This window comes from Bordetella genomosp. 13, from assembly GCF_007679965.1.
GTDB lineage: Bacteria > Pseudomonadota > Gammaproteobacteria > Burkholderiales > Burkholderiaceae_B > Bordetella.
In genome coordinates this window covers 121,406-143,196 of sequence record NZ_VEHL01000013.1, presented here as the reverse complement: position 1 = coordinate 143,196, position 21,791 = coordinate 121,406, and the positions used below count along the sequence as shown (strand labels likewise).

The 21,791-nt window shown below is 66.4% G+C and carries 18 protein-coding genes; 14 read left to right on the top strand and 4 right to left on the bottom strand.

What is annotated here, in order from left to right; translation table 11 throughout:
* Positions 1–11: 11 nt before the first annotated feature.
* Positions 12–1,730 carry a ShlB/FhaC/HecB family hemolysin secretion/activation protein gene (locus tag FS845_RS25485; protein WP_260986446.1) on the bottom strand — a complete coding sequence of 573 codons (1,719 nt, stop codon included), beginning with the start codon at positions 1,728–1,730 and terminating at the stop codon, positions 12–14.
* Between the two features lie 316 nt (positions 1,731–2,046).
* Here FS845_RS25485 and FS845_RS25480 point away from each other — a divergent pair, with 316 nt between their 5' ends.
* Positions 2,047–2,256 carry a dodecin gene (locus FS845_RS25480; protein ID WP_144641132.1) on the top strand — a complete coding sequence of 70 codons (210 nt, stop codon included), beginning with the start codon at positions 2,047–2,049 and terminating at the stop codon, positions 2,254–2,256.
* 644 nt (positions 2,257–2,900) lie between these two features.
* On the opposite strand, the gene FS845_RS25475 is transcribed toward FS845_RS25480, so the two are convergent.
* Positions 2,901–3,449 (bottom strand): NADPH-dependent FMN reductase, encoded by a 549-nt coding sequence (locus FS845_RS25475; RefSeq protein ID WP_144641128.1) that lies wholly within the window; start codon positions 3,447–3,449, stop codon positions 2,901–2,903.
* Positions 3,450–3,756: 307 nt separating this feature from the next.
* On the opposite strand from FS845_RS25475, the gene FS845_RS25470 reads away from it, so the two are divergent.
* The 6 genes from FS845_RS25470 (at position 3,757) to FS845_RS25445 (ending at position 10,945) form a co-directional block, all read left to right on the top strand.
* Positions 3,757–4,341 carry an antibiotic biosynthesis monooxygenase gene (locus tag FS845_RS25470; RefSeq protein ID WP_186332425.1) on the top strand — a complete coding sequence of 195 codons (585 nt, stop codon included), beginning with the start codon at positions 3,757–3,759 and terminating at the stop codon, positions 4,339–4,341.
* A gap of 197 nt (positions 4,342–4,538) precedes the next feature.
* Complete coding sequence (locus FS845_RS25465) at positions 4,539–5,849, top strand: imelysin family protein (RefSeq protein WP_144641125.1); 1,311 nt, start codon at positions 4,539–4,541, stop codon at positions 5,847–5,849.
* 281 nt (positions 5,850–6,130) lie between these two features.
* Positions 6,131–7,480 carry a di-heme oxidoredictase family protein gene (locus FS845_RS25460; RefSeq protein ID WP_409929340.1) on the top strand — a complete coding sequence of 450 codons (1,350 nt, stop codon included), beginning with the start codon at positions 6,131–6,133 and terminating at the stop codon, positions 7,478–7,480.
* Between the two features lie 134 nt (positions 7,481–7,614).
* The gene (locus FS845_RS25455) at positions 7,615–8,703 is read left to right on the top strand and encodes an imelysin family protein (RefSeq protein WP_144641122.1); all 1,089 of its coding nucleotides are present in this window, start codon (positions 7,615–7,617) and stop codon (positions 8,701–8,703) included.
* Between the two features lie 2 nt (positions 8,704–8,705).
* Positions 8,706–9,830, top strand: coding sequence for a DUF1513 domain-containing protein (locus FS845_RS25450; RefSeq protein ID WP_144641118.1), 1,125 nt, complete (start codon positions 8,706–8,708; stop codon positions 9,828–9,830).
* 173 nt (positions 9,831–10,003) lie between these two features.
* Positions 10,004–10,945, top strand: a complete 942-nt coding sequence (locus FS845_RS25445; protein WP_144641115.1) for a mechanosensitive ion channel family protein — start codon at positions 10,004–10,006, stop codon at positions 10,943–10,945.
* Between the two features lie 133 nt (positions 10,946–11,078).
* Here FS845_RS25445 and FS845_RS25440 read toward each other — a convergent pair whose 3' ends face one another.
* Complete coding sequence (locus tag FS845_RS25440) at positions 11,079–11,888, bottom strand: IclR family transcriptional regulator (protein WP_144641111.1); 810 nt, start codon at positions 11,886–11,888, stop codon at positions 11,079–11,081.
* 162 nt (positions 11,889–12,050) lie between these two features.
* Between FS845_RS25440 and FS845_RS25435 the strand changes: the two genes are divergently transcribed.
* Complete coding sequence (locus FS845_RS25435; protein ID WP_144641108.1) at positions 12,051–13,043, top strand: tripartite tricarboxylate transporter substrate binding protein; 993 nt, start codon at positions 12,051–12,053, stop codon at positions 13,041–13,043.
* Between the two features lie 86 nt (positions 13,044–13,129).
* On the opposite strand, the gene FS845_RS25430 is transcribed toward FS845_RS25435, so the two are convergent.
* Positions 13,130–13,915, bottom strand: a complete 786-nt coding sequence (locus FS845_RS25430; RefSeq protein ID WP_144641105.1) for an RNA methyltransferase — start codon at positions 13,913–13,915, stop codon at positions 13,130–13,132.
* A 96-nt stretch (positions 13,916–14,011) separates the two neighbouring features.
* Here FS845_RS25430 and FS845_RS25425 point away from each other — a divergent pair, with 96 nt between their 5' ends.
* The 6 genes from FS845_RS25425 (at position 14,012) to FS845_RS25405 (ending at position 21,723) form a co-directional block, all read left to right on the top strand.
* Positions 14,012–14,800 (top strand): inositol monophosphatase family protein, encoded by a 789-nt coding sequence (locus tag FS845_RS25425; protein ID WP_144641102.1) that lies wholly within the window; start codon positions 14,012–14,014, stop codon positions 14,798–14,800.
* Positions 14,801–14,942: 142 nt separating this feature from the next.
* On the top strand, positions 14,943–15,104 hold the full coding sequence (locus FS845_RS26665; RefSeq protein ID WP_186332424.1) for a hypothetical protein: 162 nt from the start codon (positions 14,943–14,945) through the stop codon (positions 15,102–15,104).
* An 808-nt stretch (positions 15,105–15,912) separates the two neighbouring features.
* Positions 15,913–16,284 carry a hypothetical protein gene (locus FS845_RS25420; protein WP_144641099.1) on the top strand — a complete coding sequence of 124 codons (372 nt, stop codon included), beginning with the start codon at positions 15,913–15,915 and terminating at the stop codon, positions 16,282–16,284.
* A complete protein-coding gene (locus tag FS845_RS25415; protein WP_144641096.1) occupies positions 16,281–18,770 on the top strand; it encodes an Hsp70 family protein in 2,490 nt (829 codons plus the stop codon). The genes FS845_RS25420 and FS845_RS25415 overlap by 4 nt, the downstream gene beginning before the upstream one ends.
* A gap of 2 nt (positions 18,771–18,772) precedes the next feature.
* On the top strand, positions 18,773–20,215 hold the full coding sequence (locus FS845_RS25410) for an ATP-binding protein (RefSeq protein WP_144641093.1): 1,443 nt from the start codon (positions 18,773–18,775) through the stop codon (positions 20,213–20,215).
* Positions 20,216–20,226: 11 nt separating this feature from the next.
* Positions 20,227–21,723, top strand: a complete 1,497-nt coding sequence (locus FS845_RS25405) for a peptidoglycan-binding domain-containing protein (RefSeq protein WP_222130027.1) — start codon at positions 20,227–20,229, stop codon at positions 21,721–21,723.
* Positions 21,724–21,791: the final 68 nt, after the last annotated feature.

The following is a 21,791-nucleotide window of genomic DNA, read 5'->3' as shown; positions in this document are numbered from 1 at the left end:
CGTCTCGCTGCTCAGTACTGGGCCGAAATGCTGAAGAAAATGCGGGGGTTCTTGTCGCCTTGCGTCTGCACGTCCGAGCTCATGGGCTTGGCGACTTCCAGCGTGGCGTAGAAATTCTTGGTCAGGTTGGCGCGCATGCCGGCGCCGTAGGACGACAGCTTCCTGCGGGCCAGCTCGGGGCTTTCGCTGCGCGACCACAGGCGGCCGCCGTCGACGAAGGTATAGACGTGGGCGCCGCTGGGCAGGAAGTTCTCCGAGGACACCGCGTAGCGCAGTTCCAGCGAGCCGGACAGGCCGCTGTCGGCCGAGATCTCGCCGTCGTCGTAGCCGCGCGCGAAGCTCGGTCCGCCCAGGGCGAACTCTTCGCTGGCCAGCAGCGGGCTGGCGCTGTACTGGCCGGCGAACGTGGCCACCAGGCTTGCGCGGTCCGTCAGCTGCTGCAGGCGGGTCAGTTCGGCGGTGAACTTGAAGAAGTCCGGACGGCCTTTCTCGCGCGAGGCCAGGTCCGAGCCTTCCTTGGACGCGCCCAGGCCGTCGAGGCCCTGGTGGAAGGTGCCGCGCACCGCGGTGATGCCGTTCCAGCTGTCGGTGCGGTCGTAGCTCAGGCCCAGGCGCACCACGCGCAGCTTGTCGCGCGTGAACGGCGTGTCGGTGATGTCGGTGGTGACGTTGCGCACTTCGAACTGTCCGACGGCGCGCAGGTTCTGCAGGCGCGAGCGGATCAGCGGATACGAGGCGGTGGCCGCATAGGATTCGACGTCGCTGGCGACGTTCAGGTCGGCCAGCTCGCGGCCGGGCCTGCTCTTGGCGTAGCTGGCCGAGGCGCCCAGGGCCAGGCCGCTGCTGGTGGCCAGCATGTCGTAGCTGGCCGCGACGGCCTTGCTGCGATAGGCCGGTGTGCCCAGGCGTCCCGTCACGGTGAAGCGGTCGGCATTGGGGCCGAACGCGTTCAGGCTGAGCTGCGTGACCGCCTGGCCCCAGCCCAGGTAGGGCGAGCCGCGGTTGTCGAAGCCGATCGTCGCGTCGATGGCCTTGCGTTCGCTGTGCACCACCAGCACCGAGCCGCCGACGTCCTTGGGCGAGGCTTCCAGCGAAGCGCGCACCGTCAGGCCCGCCTGGTCGTTGGCCAGCAGCAGCTGCCGCTCGACCTCCGCCACGCTGATGGGCCGCACGCCGCGCAGCCGTGCCACGAGCTTCTCGACCGCGGCCTGTGCCGGACCGATGTCGCCGTCGTATCGCACCTCGGAGATGTAGCCCTCGACCACCACGATGCGGAAGACGCCATCCTCGATGGTCTGCTCCGGCACGATGACGCGCGTGGTGACGTAGCCGTCGTTGCGGTAGCGCAGTTCGATGTCGTTGGCGACCTTGAACGCGTCGGCCACGGTGATGGTCTTGCCCACCATGCCCTGGTACAGCGGACGCACGGCGTCGGCGGGGTACCGCGTGACGCCTTCCACGCGCATGTCCGTCAGCGTGAATTCCAGTTTCTCGGCGCCCGCGGGCGCTTCCGTCGCGTTGCCCTGTTGCACGGTGACCCGCGGCGCCCCGGTGGTGCTTTGCGGCATGACCGGCTGCGGCAGCTGCCGCCCCGGCTCGGCGCCCGACGGCAGTTGCGGCACGCTCTGCGCCGCGACCGGACCGGCCAGCGCCAGGACCATCGCGGCGACGCCGGCGCGCAGGGGGAAGGGGAGAACGGCGGAACGCTGGAATTCGGATGGACGCGGCATGGGCACTCTGACGGCGATGGTCTTACATTTCGAATTAATGGATGCTATTTGACATATGTTTCAGGCGCTAGTAAACAAAATTCTTTCACATAGTCAAGAATTGAAAATTCGTTGCTTTTAGGGACGGCCAGGCATCTCGCTCCCTATAGGCGAAACGGGCGGCCGCTGCATCGGCAGCGGGTTATGACGTTGCTGCCGTGCGACGCCATTGCGGGTGTGGTGCCTCGGCACGATACGTGCTGGGGAGAGGCATCCCAGCCATCTCCGCGGACTGTTTCCGCGGGGTGCGCGCTGGAGCCGCAAGGAGGCCATGCCCATGTCCAATCACGTCTACAAACAGATCGAACTGGTCGGCTCGTCCACGAATTCCACGGACGATGCCATCGCCCAAGCCATCCAGCGCGCGTCGCAAACGCTGCGCAATCTGGACTGGTTCGAGGTGACCCAAGTGCGCGGCCATATCGAGAACGGCAAGGTGGCGCACTGGCAGGTGGGCCTCAAGGTGGGCATGCGCCTGGAGGAATAACCGCGGCGTCCGTGCGTGCGGGCCGGGCGGGCACAATGCGGAAAGATTTTGCGCAGCGCGTCCAAGTGCCTGTCAGCGCACGGTTTTTCGGGATTGTCAGATAACTGTGCAGAGACTTGTCCACATTGCCGGTGGATAAGCCGGGTTTGCATGCCGGCCGGGCAGCTAGGCGGAGGGTCCGATGGTGGACAAGCGTGCCGAATCCTGCCGAACCGGCGTCCGGACGTCTTTCGGAAAGAAATTAACCAGCGCGTCCAAGCCATTGTTTCCACTGGCTATTCATGGCTTGTCAGATAGCTGTGCAGAGGCTTGTCCACATTGCGCGTGGATAAGTGAGCGGGGTGGAGCGTCACCCAAGGCCGGGTGGCACGTCGGCCGTATCAAATGGCCGCACTGGGCGCTTTCTGCCCGCTCTTTGTAACTGTCTGAGGCGTAAGGGCTTTTTCGACCTGCCCGCAGCCTGTCCTCAGCCTTGTCCACAAGCGCGGTGGAAAACTCTTTACTGTCCTTGACCCTTTTTTGATCACGGAACTTACATCATTGATCTGTAAAGGGAAATGTTCGGTTTCCCGGTGATGGGCACAAGGTTTTCCACATGCGGCGGGGATAAACAGGGGAACCCTGGACCCCGCCGCGTGTAGTCCTCACGCCGTCTTGCGTACCCAGGCGACGTAACGGTCCATCCAGCCCTGCAGGAACTTGCGCGTGTCCTCATTGGTGATCTGGAACTGGTCGTCGATCAGCCCCTCCTTCATCTGGAGGAAGACTTCCGGCGTAGTCAGCACGTTGACGCCTTCGGCGGCCAGCACGTTGCGCAGGTGCTGCTGCGCCATGGCCGAACCGGCGGCGCTGGGCGAGGCGCCGACGATGCCGCCGGCCTTGCCCATCCACACGTTCTGCCCCCACGGGCGAGTGCCCCAGTCGATGGCGTTCTTCAGTGCCGCCGGGATCGAGCGGTTGTGCTCGGGCGTGACGAACAGCACGCCCTGCGATTGCGTGACGAGCAGCTTCAGCCTGGCCACCGCCGGCGGCAAGTCGTTTTCCAGGTCCTGGTTGAACAGCGGCACGTTCAGGTCCGCGAACTCGAAGCTGAAATCCGTGGGCGCCAGTTTTTCCAAAGCCCGGGCCAGGCGCAGGTTGATGGAAGCGGAACGCAGACTGCCGACCAGGACGGCGATTTTGGTGGTGCTCATGGGCGCATGCTCCTGTGGGTAAGGTCGGCCCAGTGTAGAGAACGTGTCCTGCGCGTTCAACGGCGGCATCGGGCCGCGGCCCCTACGCCCCCTCGAGCATGCACCGTCGCGGTGCATTGGGTTGGGGTTATCCCTGAAACGGGGATTTGTGCAGTGCGGAATAATCCGGGGGCCGCAAGCAAGCCGCAAGGTTCTCAGGCGGTGCTGGGGGGTTGCTGCATTGCAAGGTTGGCATGCCTATTGCTTAAGGGTAAGTACGGACGCGCCAGCAGGCGTGTCCAGGCCGACCGCTGCATAGGAGTCCATCATGTCCGCCGCCCGTCCCGCCATACCCGCGCCCGTTCCCGTGACGATGCTGGTGACCCGCCACATCTCCGCGGACCGCTACAGCGATTTCCTGGCCTGGATGCGCCAGGGCGAGATCCTCGCCGCAGGGTTTCCGGGCTTCCTGGGATCGGGGGTGCTGCAGCCGCCCGAGGGCGGCGACCAATACCAGATCGTGCTGCGCTTCACCGACGCGTCCAGCCTGGCGCGCTGGGAGGGCTCGCTGCCGCGCCGCATGTGGCTGGAGCGTGGCGCCTCGCTGGTGCGCGCCACGCACGAGACCCGCGTCAGCGGCATGGACAGCTGGTTCGGTCCGAAGGTGTCGGCGCCGCCGCGCTGGAAGCAGGCGATCAGCATCTGGATGGCCTATTTTCCGATGCTGCTGCTGTTCTCCACGATCTTCAATCCCGTGCTGAGCGCGCTGCCCCTGTTCTGGCGCGTGCTGGTCACCACCGCCTGCATGACGCCCGTGCTTTCCTTCGTGTGCATGCCGGTGATCACACGCCTGCTGCGAGGCTGGCTGTATGCCGGCAGCCAGCCGCGGGCGATGAAGGCGCTGCGGTCCTGACGGTGGCGGCCACTCAGGACCGGCCGGCCACGCAGGACGGCGCAGCCGCGTGCAACCAGCGCGTCCCTTGCCGCAAACCCCTATAGCAACTGACAGTATTCTGAACAAAGAACGAATCTCGTTTACACTGCCGTCTCTCGTGAGTTCACAACACGCCGTCCGTCGCGGGGCGGGCGTGCTTACAACGGAGATTGTCGATGCATCAGTCGCTACGAGGCCTGCTGTGCGGCGCCGCCCTGGCCGCTACGCTGGGCGCCGCCGGCGCGCAGGCCGCGGTCGAGCCCAAGGCCATCGCGCGCACCTATTCGGACATCGCGCTGGCGGGCTATGAGGATTCGCTGGCCACGGCGCGCACCCTGCGCCAGGCCATCGACGGCCTGGTGGCCAAGCCCAGCGAGCAGACGCTGAAGGCCGCGCGCGACGCGTGGCTGGCGGCGCGGGTGCCGTACCAGCAGACCGAGGCGTTCCGCTTCGGCAATCCGATCGTCGACGACTGGGAAGGCAGCGTCAACGCATGGCCGCTGGACGAAGGCATGCTGGACTACGTCGATGCCTCGTACGGCACCGAGAACGATGCCAATGCCTACTACGTGGTCAACCTGATCGCCAATTCGAAGATCTCGGTGGGCGGCAAGACGATCGACGCCTCGCGGATCACGCCCGAGCTGCTGAGCGACGTGCTGCACGAAGCCGACGGCAACGAGGCCAACGTCGCCACCGGCTACCACGCCATCGAATTCATGCTGTGGGGCCAGGACCTGAACGGCACCGGCCCGGCGCCGGCCGACCGCAAGGGCACGCCGCAGGAACGCCACTCGGGCAACCGTCCGCACACCGACTTCGACACGAAGCACTGCACCGGCGGCAATTGCGAGCGCCGCGTCCAGTTCCTGAAGGCCGTCGGCGACCTGCTGGTCACCGACCTGGAAACCATGGTCGGCAACTGGAAGGCCGACGGCGCCGCCCGCAAGGCCGTGGAAAGCGATCCCAAGGCCGGGCTGAAGGCCATGCTGACCGGCATGGGCAGCCTGTCGTACGGCGAGCTGGCCGGCGAACGCATGAAGCTGGGCCTGATCCTGGGCGATCCCGAGGAAGAACACGATTGCTTCTCGGACAACACGCACAACTCGCACTTCTACAACCAGATCGGCATCCGCAACGTCTACACCGGCGCCTATGCCCGCGTGGACGGCAAGACGGTGCAGGGCGCCAGCCTGTCCGACCTGGTCAAGGGCCGCGATGCCAAGCTGGACGCCGAAGTGCGCGCCCGCCTGGAGGACACGGTCAAGGCCATGCAGGCCATGAAGACGCGCGCCGAGACGGTGGAGACCTACGACCAGATGATCGCCAGCGGCAATGCCGAGGGCAACGCGGTGGTGCAGAAGGCCATCGATGCGCTGGTCGCGCAGACCCGCAGCTTCGAACGCGTGATCGCGCTGCTGGACGTGGGCGAGGTCAAACTCGAGGGTTCCGACAGCCTGGACAACCCGGCCGCCGTATTCAAATGAAGCAAGTGATGGTCGCGGCGGCGCTGGCGGCGCTTGCCGCCGCCGCTCAGGCGGCGGCAGCCGAACCCGCCGGGGCGCCGCAGCAGCAAGCGCAGCAGGACGGGGTCATCAAGGGGCCCAACGCCCCCGGCGGCGCCTCGCCGGCGCCCCAGGGCATCGCCGAGGCGGGCGCGGCGGCGGCCAAGCGCCAACGCACCGATTTGAATCCCAAGGACCTGGCGCGCGTGCGCCAGGTCACGCAGGCCACAGACGACTTCACCAAGGCCGAGCCGTTCGAGCTGATGCAGGCCGGCGCGGCGACAGTGCGTCCGCTCATCAACGCGGACATCTTCTCGTTGCCGTCGGCCACCCTGGATTTCGAGGGCCGGCAGCGCTTCCAGATGGGCAACAGCCTGTTCCGCAAGGATTGGGTGTCGTCGCCGTCTTCCACCCAGGCCTCCGACGGCCTGGGGCCGTTGTTCAACGCGCGGTCCTGTCAGGCCTGCCACGTGAAGGACGGGCGCGGCACCGTGCCGGGCTTCGATCCGCTGGAGCGCAGCGACGCCGTCGCCTTGTTGATGCGGCTGGCCGTGCCGGCGCTGGACCCGGCCGACCTGCGCCGCATCCATACGGGCGAGATCCATTTCCTGCCGGACCCCGTGTACGGATCGCAGCTGCAGAACTTCGCGGTGGCCGGGCTGCCCGCGGAAGGCAGCCTGGAAATCGATTACACGCCGGTGCAGGTCGAGCTCAATGGCGGCGAGACCGCCACGCTGATGAAGCCCGCCTACCGCATCGACAACCTGGGATACGGCCCCATGCGCGCCGACGTGCAGATGTCGCCGCGCCTGGCGCCGCCGATGATCGGCCTGGGGCTGCTGGAGGCCGTGCACGAGGCCGACATCTTGGCCAATGCCGCGGCGGACAAGGGCGACGGCGTGCGCGGCAAGCCCAACTGGGTGATCGACGCGCGCACCGGCAAGCCCGTGCTGGGCCGCTTCAACTGGAAGGCCAGCCAGCCCACCGTCGAGCAGCAGTCCGCCGTGGCGTTCTCCAATGACATGGGCCTGTCCACGCCGATGTTCCCCAGCCATTACGGGGAGTGCACCGCGCCGCAGAAGGAGTGCTTCAAGCTGCCGCACGGCGCGCAGCCGCACCTGGGCGAGCACGAGGTGCCCGCGCCGCTGATGGATCTGGTCGCCGACTACTCCACCAACCTGGCCGTGCCGCAGCGCCGCGACGTGGACGACGCGCGCGTGCTGGCGGGCAAGAAGCTCTTCTACGAGGCCAACTGCGTGGCCTGCCACGTGCCCAAGTACGTGACGCGGCGCGACGCGGCGCGGCCCGAGCATCGCTTCCAGCTGATCTGGCCGTACACCGACATGCTGCTGCACGACATGGGCGACGGCCTGGCCGACGACGTGACCGAGGCGCAGGCCACGGGCCGCGACTGGCGCACGCCGCCGCTGTGGGGCATCGGCCTGACCAAGACGGTCAACCCCAATGCCACCTGGCTGCACGACGGCCGTGCGCGCACGCTGCTGGAGGCCATCCTGTGGCACGGCGGGGAAGCGCAGCCGGCGCGCGACCGCGTGGTGGAAATGACGCCGCAGGAGCGCGCCGACCTGGTGCGCTTCCTGGAGTCGCTGTGAATGAACGGCCCGCTGAAAGGCCCGCGGCCATGATGGGCCCGCGAGCGGCATGGCCTGGCGCGGAACGACGCGGCGCGCATGCGCCGGCCGGTCCGCGCCGCGCCGTGTCCGGCCATGCAAAAGGAATCGATGCCATGTCTCTCCCGTTACGCAAGATGCTGGCCGCCGCCGCCCTGGGCTGCGCCTGCGCGGCACCCGGCGCGCAGGCCGCCGAGCCCACGGCCGAAAGCCTGGGCCAGCGCCTGGCCGAAGGCTATGCGCGGCCGGCCTTCGCCGCTTTCGAGGCTGCCACGCAGGGCCTGCAGGCCCGCCTGAAGGACTGGTGCGCCGGCGGCGATGCCGAGACCGCCCGGCGCGTCTCGGCCGCCTTCGGCGACACCGTGCAGGCCTGGACCGGCGTGGAGTTCCTGCGCTTCGGTCCGCTGGTGCAGGGCAACCGCTACGAACGCCTGGCCTTCTGGCCCGACCCGCGCGGCGTGGTGCTGCGCCAGGTGCAGGAGACCCTGGCCAAACAGGACGAGGCGCTGCTGGCGCCGGGCGCGCTGGCCTCGCGCAGCGTGGCCGTGCAGGGCCTGCCCGCGCTGGAGTTCGTGCTGTATCGCGACGGCGGCGTGCTGCAGTCGCGCGACGCGCCGGGCTTCGCCTACGAATGCCGCTATGCGCGGGCCATCGCCGCCAATACCGGCGCCGTGGCCGCCGAGCTGGTGCAGGCCTGGAGCCCGCAGGGCGATTTCGGCCGCCAGTTCGCCTCGCCCGCGGCCGCCAACGACCTGTACCGCAACGGCCAGGAAGTGGCCGCCGAGGCGGTCAAGGCCCTGTCCACCGGCCTGCAGTTCGCGCGTGACGTCAAGCTGCTGCCGGTGCTGGGCAACACGCCCGCCGACGCCAAGCCGCGCCGCGCGGCCTTCTGGCGCAGCGGCCTGACCGTGCCGTCGATGATGGCCGGCCTGGACGGCCTGGGCGCCTGGACCGGCCACCTGACCGAGGCCCTGCCGCCCGATGCGCGCTGGACCGGCCACGCGGTGCGCGACGAACTGGGCCGCGTGCGCCAGGCGCTGTCCGAGGTGTCGCAACCCATCGAGCAGGCCGCGGGCGACGCGGCCGCGCGCCAGCCCTTCACGCTGGCCACGCTGGTGCTGAAGAACGCCAAGGACATCGTCGACCAGGATTTCGCGGCGGCCTACGGCGTGTCCATCGGCTTCAACGCCCTGGACGGGGATTGACGGTGCGCATCGACCGCCGCCGGTTCCTGGCCTGGAGCGCCGCGCTGGGCCTGCCCGGCGCGCCGGCTGTCCTGGCCGCCGCCGCGCAGGCGGAGGAACGCGCCGACGGCGAGCCCTGCTACGTGACCGCGCGGCGGCGCGCGGGCCGCCACGAGGCCGTGGTGCTGGACGCGCGCGGGGCGGACCTGCTGCGGGTGCCCATGCCGGACCGCGGCCACAGTTTCGCGCTGGACGCCGCGCGCGGCCGCGCGGTGGTGTTCGGCCGCCAGCCGGGCTTCTTCGCCGTGGCGTTCGACGTGGCGGGCCGCCGGCCGCCGCAGCCCCTGGCGGCCGCCGAGGGTCGCCATTTCTATGGCCACGGCGTGTTCCTGCCCGACGGCAGGCGCATGCTGGCCACGGAGAACGACTACGAGAACGGCCGTGCGGTGCTGGGCGTCTACGACGCCTCGCCGGGGGGCGGCTATCGTCGCCTGGGCGAGTTCGACGTGGGCGGCGTGGGCTCGCACGAGGTCGTGCTGCTGCCCGACGGCAAGACCCTGTGCGTCGCCAACGGCGGCATCCTCACGCATCCCGACTACGGCAAGCTCGAGCTGAACCTGGATTCCATGCGGCCCTCGCTGGCTTACCTGGACGCGGCCGACGGCCGCCTGCTGGAGAAGGCCGAGCTGGACGCCTCGCTGCACCAGCTGTCCCTGCGCCACCTGGGCCTGGCCGGCGACGGCGCGGTGTGGTTCGGCTGCCAGCACGTGGGTCCCGACAACGAGCGGCCCGCGCTGGTGGGCCGCCATCGGCGCGGCCATGCGCCCGAACTGTTCCCTGGCCCCGCCGAGGTGCTGCGCGACATGCGCCACTACATCGGCACCGTGGCCGCCGATGCCAGCGGCCACGTCATGGCCACCTCCAGCCCGGTGGGCGGGCAGGTGATGTACTGGGACGCGGCCAGCGGCCGCTACCTGGGCGTGACGAAGCTGCCCGACGGCTGCGGCGTGGCGCCGCGCGCGCAGGGCCATTTCCTGGCCAGCAGCGGCCTGGGCGCGATGGTCCACGCCGGTCCCGGCATCGCTTCCAGCCCGGTGCGGCCCACCGACGCGGGGCTCGCATGGGACAACCACTTCCGCCGCCTGTAAGGGTTTGCATCGCGGCCCGCGCAATGCCGCGGCTTGCCGTTTCCATCTGCTAGAGTCCCTGTAGGCAACCGGGCGCGCCGCTTGCGGTGGCGCACCCCGCGCGGGCGCGCCTGCCGCGGCGTTCCGCCGCGAGCGCGTCGCGTACCCCCTTTTTCTTTTCCACGGGAGCAAGCATGGAAAGTACCTGGAACGGGCTGGTCGGCATCTGGCCGCGCGTCTTCGACCTGGGCGTCAACCTGGCGGTGGCGCTGCTGATACTGTGCATCGGCTGGTGGGTGTCCAGCCTGCTGGGCAGCTGGGTGCGGCGCCTGGCCAGCCGCTCGGCGCACATCGACCGCACGGTCATCCCGATGTTCTACGGCGCCGTCGTCTGGGCGGTGCGCGTGTTCACCATCATCGCCGTGCTGGCGCGCTTCGGCGTGCAGACGGCCAGCCTGATCGCGGTGCTGGGCGCCGCCGGCCTGGCCATCGGCCTGGCGCTGCAGGGCACCCTGCAGAACATCTCGGCCGGCATCATGCTGCTGATCCTGCGTCCCATCCGCGCCGGCGAGTACGTGGCGCTGAGCACCGGCATCGACGGCACCGTCGACGAGGTCGGCCTGTTCCTGACGCGCCTGATCAAGGGCGACGGCATCACCGTCACGCTTCCCAACAGCACCGTATGGAACGCCACCATCACCAACTACGCGCGCAACGCCACGCGCCGCCTGGACGTGCCCGTCATCGTCCAGTACGGCGACGACGTGGACGACGCCATCGCGCGCCTGCAGAAGCTGGTGGCGACCCATGACGACGTGCTGGACTCGCCCGCCCCGGTGGTCAAGATCGAGGACTACCGCGACAACGGCGTACTGGTGAACGTGCGCGTGTGGACCCAGGCGTCCAAGTACGGCGACCTGCGCTGGGCGATGCTGCGCGAGGTGCGCAAGACGCTGGACGACGCGGGCTTCCAGTCGCCAGTGCCGATGCAGCGCGCCCTGCACATTCCCGAGGCCGACAAGGGCCAGGGCCAGAGCCTGTCCGAGGCCGCGAAGAACCCGGCCGCGCTGGCCAGTCCCGCCAATCCGGCGGGCAACCCGGGCACTCCGGCCGGCGGCTCCGGCAATCCGGGTTGACGTGCCTGCCGGCGGCGGCGGGCTCCGCTGCCGCGCAGGACAGGAAACGGCCTGGCATCGGCGTTCGATGCCAGGCCGTTTTCCGTCATGCCGCGCGAATCCCGCCGCGGCGCCTGGACCTGCGGTGCGGGCCTCAGGCGCGCGGCGCCAGCCGTCCCAGCTCCGCCTTGATCCAGCCGGCGATCTCGCGCTGCCGCTGCGCCGGCATGCGGTCGATGATGGCGGTCACGCTGACCGCCAGCACCGGCGCGCCCTGCGCGTCAAGCAGGGCGCAGCCCACGCCCAGCGCGCCGCGCACCGCGTGGTTGCCCACCACCGCATAGCCGCGCGCGCGGGTGTTCTCGATCAGGCGCAGCATCTCGTTGGCGGTCATGCCGCCATACTCGTCCAGCCTGGCAGAGTTGCGCATCACGATGCCATGCGCCGCGCGGTCGGGCAGGGCGGCCAGCAGGGCCATGCCGCCCGAGCCCACGCCCAGCGGCTGCCGCTTGCCCGCATACGTCGCCAGGATCTGCACCGGATAGCTGCCGATCTCGCGATGCAGGCTGACCGATTCATCGCCGTCGCGCACTACCAGGAACACCGCGTCGCCCGTGCGCTCGGCCAGGCGCCGCAGCGTGGGCAGCATCTGCCGCACGCGCGGGTCGGGCGGTGTCAGCTCCGGCTCGTTGTCCAGTTGCGCGCGGTAGCGCTTGCTGCCTTCCACCGCCGTCACCAGGCCGGCCTCCAGCAGCGCGGCCAGCAGGCGATAGATGGTGGGACGCTGGATGGACGTCAGCCGCGCGATGTCGGTGACGCTCAGGCCCGCGCCGCCCTGATCTCGCAGGGCGGCCAGTACCATCAGACCGCGCCGCAGGGTGCGGGGGCCGGCGCCGGACGTGTCGCCCGCCGCATCGCCGGGTACTTCGCCGGCCTCAGCGTCTGCCGTATCGAGTTCTTGCATGGTCAGTCGCCGTTCCAGGGGTATAGCGGGAGGAGAGAAAAAGCTGACAAATAGTTGTCCATCCGATGGACTTTGCCTTGCCTTATGCCGGGATGCTAGCGGACAATCGTGTCAAAGCATCTCAAACGTCCACACGATGGACAAATCAATGGAGACTGATCCATGAAGATGGATTCCACGCCGCGTCGCGGCCGTACCGCGGCCGCCTTTTTCGCGGGCCTGGCCGCAGCCTTTGCCTTCCACGCTCCCGCCCAAGCCGAATATCCCGACAAGCCCGTGCGCGTCGTGGTGGGCTTCAGCGCCGGCGGCACGACCGACGTCATCGCCCGCATCATGTCCAAGGAACTGACCCAGGCCCTGGGCCAGTCGTTCGTGGTCGAGAACCGGCCGGGCGCCGGCAGCAACATCGCCACCGACCTGGTGGCCCGCGCCACTCCCGACGGCTACACGCTGCTGTTCGTGGCCGTCACCAGCGCCATCAACCAGACGCTGTACAAGAACGTCAATTTCGACCTGACGAAGGACTTCACGCCGGTGGCGCTGGGCGCCAAGGTGCCCAACATCCTGGTGGTCAATCCGTCGGTTCCGGTCAAGTCGGTCAAGGAACTGGTCGACTACGCCAAGAAGAATCCGGGCAAGCTGAACTTCGCGTCGTCGGGCAGCGGCACGTCCATCCACATGGCGGGCGAACTGTTCAAGCAGCGCGCCGGCATCGACGTGCTGCACGTGCCGTACAAGGGCAGCTCGCCGGCCCTGACCGACCTGATCGGCGGCCAGGTGCAATTCATGTTCGACAACATGCCGTCGGCCTGGCCGCACGCCCAGTCGGGCAAGCTGCGCGCCCTGGCGGTGACCACCGCCCAACGTTCGCCCAGCGCCCCCGACCTGCCCACCATGCAGGAATCCGGCTTCGACAAGTTCGACGTGTCGTCGTGGTTCGGCCTGATCGCCCCGGCCGGCACGCCGCCCGAAGTGGTCAACAAGCTCAACGCCGCCATGGTCAAGGCGCTGGACAAGCCCGAAGTGCTGAAGGCCTACACCGACCTGGGCGCCGTGGCGCAGAAGACCACGCCGGCCGAGTTCGGCGCCTTCATCAAGTCCGAAGTCGAGACCTGGGCCCCGGTGGTCAAGGGCTCGGGCGCCACGGTCGACTGATCGCGGCTTTCCCCAAAAAAATGGCGCGCCCGTGTGGCGCGCCTTTTTTTGTCTGGCCGAAATGCCCGGAAGGGGCTCGGGCGCAGTTACTCTTCGCGCTTGCGCTTCACCGTCGCCAGCATGGCCGTGCACACCCCGCGCAGCATGTCCACCTCGTCGCGCGTCAGCGCCTGGCGGCTGAACAGGTGCCGCATGCGCGGCATCAGCTTCTTGGGATGCGCCGGGTCCAGGAACTTCACGGCGATCAGCGCCTCTTCCCAGTGCGCCAGCAGCGCCTGCACCGCCGCGCCGGGGGCGGGCTCGGCGCCGGATTCGGACTGGCTGGGCGGCGAGGGCGGCAGCATGGGCGCGCCGCTGGCCGCCAGCAGGGCGTAGCGCATCTCCCAGGCAGCCAGCTGCAGCGCCTGCGCCACGTTCAGCGAGCTGTACTCGGGATTGGCCGGGATGTGGCAGATGCGGTGGCACAGGCCGATCTGGGCGTTGGTCAGCCCGGCGCGCTCGGTGCCCAGCACGATGGCCACGGTGCCCTCGGCGGTGTCGTCCAGGTGGCGGCGGGCCAGGTCGGCCGCCTGGCGGATGTCGCAGGGCGGCGGGCCCAGGTCGCGCACGCGGGCGGTCAGGGCGAAGGCCAGGGTGACCGGCGCCAGCGCGGCTTCCAGGGTGTCGTACACCTGCGCCTGCGAAAGCACGTCGCCCGCGCCGCTGGCCAGCGCCACGGCCTCGGGCTGGTCCACCATGTCGGGAAACCGGGGCTCGACCAGCACCAGTTCGGAGAAGCCCATGGTCTTGATGGCGCGCGCCGCCGAACCGACGTTGCCGGGGTGGCTGGGCTGTACCATGACGAAGCGCACGCGTGAAAAAGCTCGAGTCATTTAAAATGCTGTGTTTGGCCCATCTGGCCTACCTGATTTCTTGCCTGCGGCGGTGATCCGGCAGGCGGCCCTCATCGCTACCCCGTACGGAATTCTATGCATCCGATGCTCAATACCGCCATCAAGGCGGCCCGGCGTGCCGGCACCATCATCAATCGCGCCAGCCTCGATCTGGAACACCTCACCATCGCGCGCAAGGGGCCGCGAGATTATGTCACGGAAGTCGACCGTGCCTCGGAAGAGGCCATCGTCGACGTCCTGCGCACGGCCTACCCCGACCACGCCTTCCTGGGCGAGGAATACGGCCAGCAGGGCGACGAGAACGCCGAGTTCCAGTGGATCATCGATCCCCTGGACGGCACCACCAACTTCATCCACGGCCTGCCCATCTACGCCGTGTCGATCGCGCTGCTGCATCGCGGCCAGGTCTCGCAGGCAGTGGTGTACGACCCCACCCGCAACGAGCTGTTCACCGCCAGCCGCGGCAGCGGCACGTTCCTGAACGACCGCCGCGTGCGCGTCACGGGCCGCACCCGTTTCCACGACGCCCTGCTGGGCGCGCATTGGGCCGGCTCGGCCGGCCCCGACGGCGGCGCCGCGCGTTTCCGCGACATCGCCCAGGGCTGCTCGGGCGTGCGCCGCCTCGGCGCCACCGTGCTGGACCTGGCCAACGTGGCCGCCGGCCGCCTGGACGGCTTCTGCGGCGTGGGCCTCAAGCCCTGGGACGTGGCGGCGGGCAGCCTGCTGGTGCTGGAAGCCGGCGGCCTGATCTCCGACTTCGAGGGCGAGCAGGGCTGGCTTTCGTCCGGCGACGTGCTGGCCGGCAGCCCCAAGATCTTCACGCAGATGATGGCCACGCTGCAGGGCGGCGCCAAGCCCGCCTGACGACCCGCGCGCCCGAGGGCGCCACCGTGTCACGCCAAGCCGGCCTTCGGGCCGGCTGCTCCATCACGAACCGGCGTGGAAACGGTACGGCGTACAGACCGAAGCCGATGCGTTGCAACACTTGCAGGAAAAGGTCGGCAAGGTGGAAACCATGCTGGCGCTGATCCACCCGGAAAACCTGCGGCTGCTGCAGGTCAACGGCCTACTGCGGGACGTGCGGCGTGCTCGCACGGCAGACGAGATTCGGCACTTTCAACATCTGGCGCAAACGTATCGCATTGGCTCGCTGGACGTGCTGGCTTGATTGGTGGCGCGTTGCACGGTGGAGACTGCATCTTGATGGCGGAACTGCATCAGGAGCCGCTGCAACGCTTCCTGATCCTGCCGCCATGAGCTTGCAAATATGTTGCATGACGGCTTGCCATCGGCGTGGCATCGCGCCTGCTTCTGGGCTGCATAGGCGGCTAAGTGGGGAATGCACTGCGCATCTCGCGGGTATGATCGATGCCTTCTCATGTCCAGCAGCAAGGCTGCGGCAGCGTCGCTGCCGCTCACCGTTGAGTGCCGGCAGGCACACGACGGTGGAAGGCTAGATAAAAGGTCGCGGCACTTCGCCGTGACGAAAGCCGGTCTACGCATGGGATTAGCGCGGCACGTGTCGAATACGGCGCCGTGCCGTCGAAACGTGCGGAGCCGCATGACTACTGGCTCGGTTACGTGCCACCTACGCAGCAACACGCCTTGCTGCGCCAGAGCATCGGTACGTTGAATCTCGGAAAGTAGATCTGCGGCGCGGATTGGAAACGCCCGAAATAGCCCGCTCGATGACGCGCGCCAGCGGTTCGGAAGGCGTCATGTCGGCCTGCAGCAAGTAGGTTGTCAACGACTGGCGACATGCCCGCCAGCGGGCGGCTGGTCACATCGAGAGAATGGCAGGCGGCAAGAGAGTCAAATATAGGGCGTCACGCCATCACAAGTCATTCACAAACCATTACAATTTCCTCGATCAAGGCTGGGGGACTCCATATCAGCGCCGAGATTAATCCCACGGATTCAGCAGCAATTCGATGGTTGGCAAAACCGGAACAACGTGATCACAGCAGGGGACGTGAATGATTCAGGGAACCGAAGTTGATAACCGGTTGGAGCAGTCGCTGATCGATATCGCTGTCGAGAGTTGGCGCTTCTCGCGTCTGTTCGGAAAGGTCGTCAGCAAGCTCGATGCGGGTGAGTCGGGACGCTACGCCAACCAACTCCGCTACTTCCAGAAGAAGGTCGAGGAAAGCCTCGAATCGAACAGCCTCAAGCTGGTGAATATGGAGGGGCAACCCTACGACCCTGGTATGCCGGTGGCCGCCTTGAACTTGGGCGACTTCGGCCCCGACGACGTGCTCCTCGTCGAACAGATGGTGGAGCCGATCATCATGGGGCCGAACGGCCTGCGCAAACAGGGCACGGTGATGTTGAGGAAGGTGGAAGCATGAAATACGTCGGTATCGACCTCGGCACGACCAACAGTGCCATCTGCTCGTTCGACGGTGAGAAGATTCAGCTCTACAAAAGTCCGGAACAGCACGATGTAACGCCATCGGCGATCTTCATCGACCGGCGCGGCAACAAGTACATCGGCTCGCGCGCCTACATGAACGCAGCCCGCAATCCGGACAATGCAGCCACTTTGTTCAAGCGGCTCATGGGCACCAGCACGCCAGTGAAGCTGCCTGCTGTCAACCTTACCATGACGCCGGAAGAATGCTCTGCCGAGGTGCTGCGCACCTTGTTCGGCTACTTGCCGGAAGAGATTCGCGGCGACGGCGACATCGGCACCGTTATCACCGTGCCCGCCGCTTTCAACCAGATGCAGAAGGACTCGACGATGTCCGCCGCCGACATGGCGGGCCTCGGTCGAGTCGCACTGATGCAGGAGCCGGTAGCTGCCGTGATGAGCGTCATGCGCCAGCGGAAGAACGACGGCGTGTTCGTCGTCTATGACCTCGGTGGCGGCACGCTCGACATCGCCATCGCCGAAAGCATCGCCGGTCGCGTGAATCTGCTGGCACACGGCGGCATCGCCATGTGCGGCGGACGCGACTTCGACCGCATCCTGTTCGACAACCTCGTCAAGCCGTGGCTGCTGGAGAACTTCGACCTGCCCGAAGACCTGACGGCGAACCCGCAGTTCAAGTCCTTGCTGCGTATGGCGACGTGGGCAACGGAGAAGGCCAAGATCGAACTCTCGCAGAAGGAAGATGCCGTCGTCAGCCTTCCCGAAACCGAGCTGGGCGTGCGCGACCAGTCGGGCGCGGAGATTTACATCGACATCGCCGTGGATCGCAAACGCTACGACGACTTGATCGCCTCGAAGGTCGAGGAGTCCATCCAGTCCGCCCGCGAGACGCTGGAAAAGGCCGGGCTCAGTCCGCACGATGTCGAGCGCGTCGTGTTCGTGGGCGGCCCCACGCACTATAAGCCGCTGCGCGACAAGGTGGCCTTCGAGCTTGGCATTGCGCCGTCCACCGACGTGAACCCGATGACGGCTGTAGCCGAGGGCGCGGCGGTGTTCGCCGAATCCATCGACTGGGCCTCGCAGAGCCGTGGACGCAAGAGTTCCCGTGGCGCACTCAGCGCCGGTGGCGCGCTCGACCTCTCGTTCAACTACATCGCCCGCACGCCGGAACCCAAAGCCAAGATCGTCGCCAAGTTGTCGCGCGCCCCTGCGGGCATCGAGTTCCAGATCGACAGTCTCGACACGGGCTGGTCGTCCGGTCGTGTCGTGCTGAAGGATGGCGCGAGCGTCGAACTCAGTCTGACCAAGCCCGGCGACAACACCTTCAAGGTGTTCGTGTTCGACTCGAACGGCGCACCCATCGCCTTGCGCGAAGACAAGATCGTCATCGCCCGCACCGCCGCCAGCATCGACGCGATTCCGGCATCGCACTCCATCGGCGTCGAAGCCCGCGACAAGGTCGGCGGGCGCTTGGTGCTCGACTACCTCATGCGTGAGGGTGATCAATTGCCCAAGAAGGGCAAAAAGACCTTCAAGGCGGGCGAGTCGCTCAAGGCCGGCAGCGCCGGTTCGATCAAGTTCAAGTTGTGGGAAGGCGAAATCTCCGATCCGATCAACGACAACCGCTTCATCGGCATGTTCGAGATCAAGGGTTCGGATTTCGACGACGGTGTCATCACGGCTGGCGCAGAACTGGTTTGCGAGTTCGAAGTGCTCGACTCCGGCAACATCCAGTTGGAGGTCTCGGTGCCCTCGATCAGCGGCTCGTTCAAGAGCGGTCGAAACTACTACTCCAGTCAGGAAGGCAAGATCGATTACACGAATCAGGCCAAGAACATTCAGGAGCAGTCGGAGCACACGTTGGAGCGTCTCGAAGAGATGGCATCCAAAGTAGACGACCCGCGTCTAGAACAGGCCCGCGAGAAACTGGAGCAGGCCAGCACCATCGAGTCCGGCGAGGCCGATCCGGAAACGGCGAAGCAGGCAATGGACAACGTGCAGGAGGCCAAGCGCCTGCTGGCGCTGACCCGCAAGGAGCACCTGAAGGACATCCGCCAACTCGAACTGGACAGGGCCGTCGACTTCTTCGAGAAGACCGTGCGTCAGCACGCCCGCCCCACCGAAGCATCGTCGTTCGACAATTTGGTGAAGACGGCGCAGCGCGCCCTCGACAACAACAGCAACGACTTCGAGTCGCACTTGGATGATCTGCGGGGCCGTAACTTCATGATCCTGTGGCGTCAAGACTGGTTCGTGATCGACCGCTTCAAGTGGCTTGCTCAGGACACCTACCTCTTCGCCGATCTCCACGAACACGCGCAATGGGTGGCCGTTGGCTCCGAGGCGCTGAAGACCAACGACATCGACAAGCTGCGCGCCGTCGTCGCCAATCTCGACTCCATCCGCATCGGTTCTGCGGGCGAGGACGACATGATGGCGGGCGCGAACATCGTTCGGAACTGATCATGGCCTTGGAAGCGTGGCTGCCTGTTGGGTTCAAGTTGCCGGATGGCGCGAAGGTGCGTGTCGCGCTGTTCGAGGGCACGGACTGGCAGATCTGCGAAACGATGGGCAGCGGGCGTGCGCTGGTCGTGCAGGACGTTTTGGCGCAACGCTGGATCGAGGCGGGCCTGATCGACGAAGGTACGCTGGACGCCTTCCAATTTGGCGACCGCCACCTTCGGGCGATTTCCAGTGCGCCGAGCCAGACGCTTTGCCCGGTCAGCGAAGGCAAATCTCCAGACAACAAATCCGAAGCCTTGGCCTTCGCGCTGGCGCTGAAGGCGACACGCAACATCGATGAGGAGTCGCCGCTGCAAGATGCTCTCTACGTCGAGAAGATCACCCGACTGCTGCCCACCTACAGCATCAGTTCCAGAACCGGCGACGACGTCGTGCTCGGCTACTGGCTGACCGGCGGCACCAGCATTCCGGCCACGTCCTTCCGCCGCTTGCGCCAGAACATGAGCTGGCTCGGCGCGGGCCACTTGAAGGATGTCGTGCAGGCGGCGGGCTTCGAAGTCAGCGAGATCATCCCGCTCGAAGGAAAACCGGAAAAGCCGTCCGAAAAGACCGAAGCGGCACCCGTCGAAGAAAAGATTGAGGCCAAGCGCGCCGCGCCTGAGCCGAACAAGGTATTCGAGCTGGCCGGGCGACCGGAATTGGCGGCCTTCTTCAACGAGCACATCGTCGACATCATCCTTCACCGCGACCGCTACAAGGCGCTCGGCATTGAGTTCCCGTCAGCGGTGATCCTGCACGGCCCTCCGGGTTGCGGCAAAACCTTCGCAGTCGAGCGGCTGGTGGATTTCCTCGGCTGGCCGAGCTTCCAGATCGACGCCTCCAGCGTGGCCAGCCCCTATATCCACGAGACCAGCAAGAAGGTTGCGCAGGTGTTCGACAAGGCGATGGAAAACGCGCCGTCCGTCCTCGTCATCGACGAGATGGAGGCCTTCCTTGCCGACCGCGAGATGGGGTCAGGCCATCACCGCGTGGAGGAAGTGGCCGAGTTCCTGCGCCGCATTCCGGAGGCGGCGAAGAACGACGTGCTGATCATCGCCATGACGAACCGCATCGATATGATCGACCCGGCCATCCAGCGCCGTGGGCGTTTCGATCACGTCATCAAGGTGGACTTAGCCAGCGAGGTCGAGGTGCAGGCGCTGCTGGACAAGCTGCTGTCCTCCTTGCCGAAGGAATCGGACGTGGACTCCAAGCCGCTGGCGAAGGAATTAGCGGGCAGGCCCTTGTCCGATGTTTCGTTCGTGGTGCGCGAAGGCGCGCGGCTGGCGGCACGTAGCGGCAAAGATCGGTTGAATCAGGCCAGCCTGTTGGCTGCCCTGCAATCGTCACCGGCGCGGGAACGTGAGGGTGGCAGCGAGACCAAGCGGCGGATCGGATTCATTTAGGGGAGGCATGTGTGGCTGCGGGGGAAAACGACAAGAAGGAAGAAGGCAAAGGCTTCGCGGGTCTCTCCTCGCTTGTGTCCGATGTGGACACGACGCCGCTTCCTGCCGCCAAGAAGGAACCTGCCGCCGCTGCACCGAGTGCCGCGCGTCCGGCCCCGCAGTCCGCTCAACCACAGCCGCAACCGAGCCAGCGTCAAACCTATCAAGAACCTCTGCCGCCGTCCTCCGGCTCGTCCGGCGGCAAGTGGGTGCTGGGCATTGCCGCCGTCATCGGCGTGCTCTGGCTGATCGGCCAATTCAACAAGACCACGACTCCCCCGGCTCCCGCCTACTCCCCGCCCGCGAGCACCGCACCGAGCTATTCGCCGCCACCGCAATCACAAGCACCTTCGCGTCCGGTTGAGTCCAAGCCGCCAGTCAGCCAAGACCTCCTGTTCTCAATGGAGCAGATTCGGTATTGCTTGGCCGAAGACATTCGCCTGGATGCCGCGAAGTCCGCCGTCAACAACTACATCGATGCCGATGTGGATCGGTTCAACGCGATGGTGGCCGACTACAACAGCCGTTGTAGCTCATTTCGATATCAGACCAGTAATCGAGGACGCAATGATTTGAAGAGTGCTCAACGAGACATTGAGCCATACCGGAGCCAACTTCAATCCGAAGGCAGGAGCAGGTTTGCTCGTAGTCCCACTGGGGCGCTGTCACCCCAAGCGCCGTCGCGTCCGGCACCCGACGCAACCGTGCAAGCCATCCAGCGCAAGCTCAACGAGCTTGGGTACGAAGCTGGCACTGCTGACGGACTGATGGGAAGGGGCACTCGTTCAGCAATCATCGCATTCCAACAGAACAGGGGCTTGGCTGCGACTGGTGTGGCAGATCAAGCGTTGCTGCTTCAGCTACAGCGTGCTCCTGCCCTCACATCAACTCCATCAGTAGATAGCCGCCCCGTCAGCAGCTCAGTTCAGTTGTCATCCGCAGAGGCTGCTTCGCTTGAGGCAGCGTGTTCGACAGACAAGTACGTCAATGGCCCTGCTGCGTATCGAGCGTGCGTGGATCGCCAAAAAGCAGCTTTGGCGGCAGGTGTGCGGAGGCCGAACCTTAGTTCTTTGTCCTCCGCAGAACAGCAGTCCATTGAGGCCGCTTGTTCGACTGACAAGTATGTCAATGGGCCTGCGGCCTACAACCAATGTCTAGCACGTCAACTTTCGGCCATGTCTGGGCAAGGAAGCAGAAGGCCCGATCTATCCCATCTTTCCAGTTCTGAACGGCAGTCTATCGAAGCGGCATGCTCAACAGACAAGTATGTCAATGGCCCCGCTGCCTACAACAGATGCCTCAACACCCAACTCGCAGCACTAGATCAGCAGGGAGGCGGGCCGGATTTATCCCGGCTTTCGACGGCAGATAGAAGGTCAATTGAGTCTGCCTGCTCCACGGACAAATATGTCAACGGGCCAGCGGCATACAACAGATGTTTGTCTCAGCAGTTGGCGAGACTACGGTGATAGTGAGCGAGCGAAGTTATGACAATGGCAGTCTGCTTCAAATGTGGTTCCGCGAAATCCGGCGCGCT

What these genes read in the sequence shown, in the direction of transcription:
- FS845_RS25485 (WP_260986446.1), bottom strand. Translation starts at nt 1,730, where the DNA reads ATGCCGCGTCCATCCGAATTCCAGCGTTCCGCCGTTCTCCCCTTCCCC.
- FS845_RS25480 (WP_144641132.1), top strand. Translation starts at nt 2,047, where the DNA reads ATGTCCAATCACGTCTACAAACAGATCGAACTGGTCGGCTCGTCCACG.
- FS845_RS25475 (WP_144641128.1), bottom strand. Translation starts at nt 3,449, where the DNA reads ATGAGCACCACCAAAATCGCCGTCCTGGTCGGCAGTCTGCGTTCCGCT.
- FS845_RS25470 (WP_186332425.1), top strand. Translation starts at nt 3,757, where the DNA reads ATGTCCGCCGCCCGTCCCGCCATACCCGCGCCCGTTCCCGTGACGATG.
- FS845_RS25465 (WP_144641125.1), top strand. Translation starts at nt 4,539, where the DNA reads ATGCATCAGTCGCTACGAGGCCTGCTGTGCGGCGCCGCCCTGGCCGCT.
- FS845_RS25460 (WP_409929340.1), top strand. Translation starts at nt 6,131, where the DNA reads ATGCAGGCCGGCGCGGCGACAGTGCGTCCGCTCATCAACGCGGACATC.
- FS845_RS25455 (WP_144641122.1), top strand. Translation starts at nt 7,615, where the DNA reads ATGTCTCTCCCGTTACGCAAGATGCTGGCCGCCGCCGCCCTGGGCTGC.
- FS845_RS25445 (WP_144641115.1), top strand. Translation starts at nt 10,004, where the DNA reads ATGGAAAGTACCTGGAACGGGCTGGTCGGCATCTGGCCGCGCGTCTTC.
- FS845_RS25440 (WP_144641111.1), bottom strand. Translation starts at nt 11,888, where the DNA reads ATGCAAGAACTCGATACGGCAGACGCTGAGGCCGGCGAAGTACCCGGC.
- FS845_RS25435 (WP_144641108.1), top strand. Translation starts at nt 12,051, where the DNA reads ATGAAGATGGATTCCACGCCGCGTCGCGGCCGTACCGCGGCCGCCTTT.
- FS845_RS25430 (WP_144641105.1), bottom strand. Translation starts at nt 13,915, where the DNA reads ATGACTCGAGCTTTTTCACGCGTGCGCTTCGTCATGGTACAGCCCAGC.
- FS845_RS25425 (WP_144641102.1), top strand. Translation starts at nt 14,012, where the DNA reads ATGCATCCGATGCTCAATACCGCCATCAAGGCGGCCCGGCGTGCCGGC.
- FS845_RS25420 (WP_144641099.1), top strand. Translation starts at nt 15,913, where the DNA reads ATGATTCAGGGAACCGAAGTTGATAACCGGTTGGAGCAGTCGCTGATC.
- FS845_RS25415 (WP_144641096.1), top strand. Translation starts at nt 16,281, where the DNA reads ATGAAATACGTCGGTATCGACCTCGGCACGACCAACAGTGCCATCTGC.
- FS845_RS25410 (WP_144641093.1), top strand. Translation starts at nt 18,773, where the DNA reads ATGGCCTTGGAAGCGTGGCTGCCTGTTGGGTTCAAGTTGCCGGATGGC.